Origin of the sequence: Streptomyces sp. NPDC046876 (assembly GCF_040645035.1) — a bacterium.
Classification (GTDB): Bacteria; Actinomycetota; Actinomycetes; order Streptomycetales; family Streptomycetaceae; genus Streptomyces.
Genome location: NZ_JBEYXK010000196.1, coordinates 1 through 2517, shown reverse-complemented (window position 1 = coordinate 2517; position 2517 = coordinate 1). Strand labels below are relative to the sequence as shown.

The following is a 2517-nucleotide window of genomic DNA, read 5'->3' as shown; positions in this document are numbered from 1 at the left end:
GTCCTCGTGACTGCGTGCCTTTTGAAGAATGAGCCTGCGAGTTAGCGGTGTGTAGCGAGGTTAACCCGTGTGGGGAAGCCGTAGCGAAAGCGAGTCCGAATAGGGCGATTGAGTTGCACGCTCTAGACCCGAAGCGGAGTGATCTAGCCATGGGCAGGTTGAAGCGGAGGTAAGACTTCGTGGAGGACCGAACCCACCAGGGTTGAAAACCTGGGGGATGACCTGTGGTTAGGGGTGAAAGGCCAATCAAACTCCGTGATAGCTGGTTCTCCCCGAAATGCATTTAGGTGCAGCGTCGTGTGTTTCTTGCCGGAGGTAGAGCACTGGATAGGCGATGGGCCCTACCGGGTTACTGACCTTAGCCAAACTCCGAATGCCGGTAAGTGAGAGCGCGGCAGTGAGACTGTGGGGGATAAGCTCCATGGTCGAGAGGGAAACAGCCCAGAGCATCGACTAAGGCCCCTAAGCGTACGCTAAGTGGGAAAGGATGTGGAGTCGCAGAGACAACCAGGAGGTTGGCTTAGAAGCAGCCACCCTTGAAAGAGTGCGTAATAGCTCACTGGTCAAGTGATTCCGCGCCGACAATGTAGCGGGGCTCAAGCGTACCGCCGAAGTCGTGTCATTGCAGCAATACTCCCAACGGAGGCTGTGATGGGTAGGGGAGCGTCGTGTGCCGGGTGAAGCAGCCGCGGAAGCGAGTTGTGGACGGTTCACGAGTGAGAATGCAGGCATGAGTAGCGATACACACGTGAGAAACGTGTGCGCCGATTGACTAAGGGTTCCTGGGTCAAGCTGATCTGCCCAGGGTAAGTCGGGACCTAAGGCGAGGCCGACAGGCGTAGTCGATGGACAACCGGTTGATATTCCGGTACCCGCTTTGAAACGCCCAATATCGAATCCATTAATGCTAAGGCCGTGAAGCCGCCCTGGATCCTTCGGGTGAAGGGGAGTGGTGGAGCCGCTGACCCAAGGTGGTAGTAGGTAAGCGATGGGGTGACGCAGGAAGGTAGTCCAGCCCGGGCGGTGGTTGTCCCGGGGTAAGGGTGTAGGCCGAGGGGTAGGCAAATCCGTCCCTCATTGAAGGCTGAGACCTGATGCCGAGCCGATTGTGGTGAAGTGGATGATCCTATGCTGTCGAGAAAAGCCTCTAGCGAGTTTCATGGCGGCCCGTACCCTAAACCGACTCAGGTGGTCAGGTAGAGAATACCGAGGCGTTCGGGTGAACTATGGTTAAGGAACTCGGCAAAATGCCCCCGTAACTTCGGGAGAAGGGGGGCCACCACTGGTGATGAGTCTTGCACTCTGAGCTGGGGGTGGCCGCAGAGACCAGCGAGAAGCGACTGTTTACTAAAAACACAGGTCCGTGCGAAGCCGTAAGGCGATGTATACGGACTGACGCCTGCCCGGTGCTGGAACGTTAAGGGGACCGGTTAGCTTGGTTTCGACCAGGCGAAGCTGAGAACTTAAGCGCCAGTAAACGGCGGTGGTAACTATAACCATCCTAAGGTAGCGAAATTCCTTGTCGGGTAAGTTCCGACCTGCACGAATGGCGTAACGACTTCTCGACTGTCTCAACCATAGGCCCGGTGAAATTGCACTACGAGTAAAGATGCTCGTTTCGCGCAGCAGGACGGAAAGACCCCGGGACCTTTACTACAGTTTGATATTGGTGTTCGGTTCGGCTTGTGTAGGATAGGTGGGAGACTGTGAAGCGGCCACGCCAGTGGTTGTGGAGTCGCCGTTGAAATACCACTCTGGTCGTGCTGGATGTCTAACCTCGGTCCGTGATCCGGATCAGGGACAGTGTCTGATGGGTAGTTTAACTGGGGCGGTTGCCTCCCAAAGGGTAACGGAGGCGCCCAAAGGTTCCCTCAGCCTGGTTGGCAATCAGGTGTTGAGTGTAAGTGCACAAGGGAGCTTGACTGTGAGACCGACGGGTCGAGCAGGGACGAAAGTCGGGACTAGTGATCCGGCGGTGGCTTGTGGAAGCGCCGTCGCTCAACGGATAAAAGGTACCCCGGGGATAACAGGCTGATCTTCCCCAAGAGTCCATATCGACGGGATGGTTTGGCACCTCGATGTCGGCTCGTCGCATCCTGGGGCTGGAGTCGGTCCCAAGGGTTGGGCTGTTCGCCCATTAAAGCGGTACGCGAGCTGGGTTTAGAACGTCGTGAGACAGTTCGGTCCCTATCCGCTGTGCGCGTAGGAATATTGAGAAGGGCTGTCCCTAGTACGAGAGGACCGGGACGGACGAACCTCTGGTGTGCCAGTTGTCCTGCCAAGGGCATGGCTGGTTGGCTACGTTCGGGAGGGATAACCGCTGAAAGCATCTAAGCGGGAAGCCTGCTTCAAGATGAGTATTCCCACCTCCTTGAGAGGGTAAGGCTCCCAGTAGACGACTGGGTTGATAGGCCAGATGTGGAAGCCCGGTAACGGGTGGAGCTGACTGGTACTAATAGGCCGAGGGCTTGTCCTCAGTTGCTCGCGTCCACTGTGTTAGTTCTGAAGCAACGAACA

Annotated in this window: 1 rRNA gene (only partly in view); it reads left to right on the top strand. The window is 56.7% G+C overall.

Features of this window, described 5'->3' with window-relative positions:
- A 23S ribosomal RNA gene (locus ABZ924_RS38090) occupies positions 1-2476 on the top strand; it begins 726 nt to the left of the window's first position.
- Positions 2477-2517: the final 41 nt, after the last annotated feature.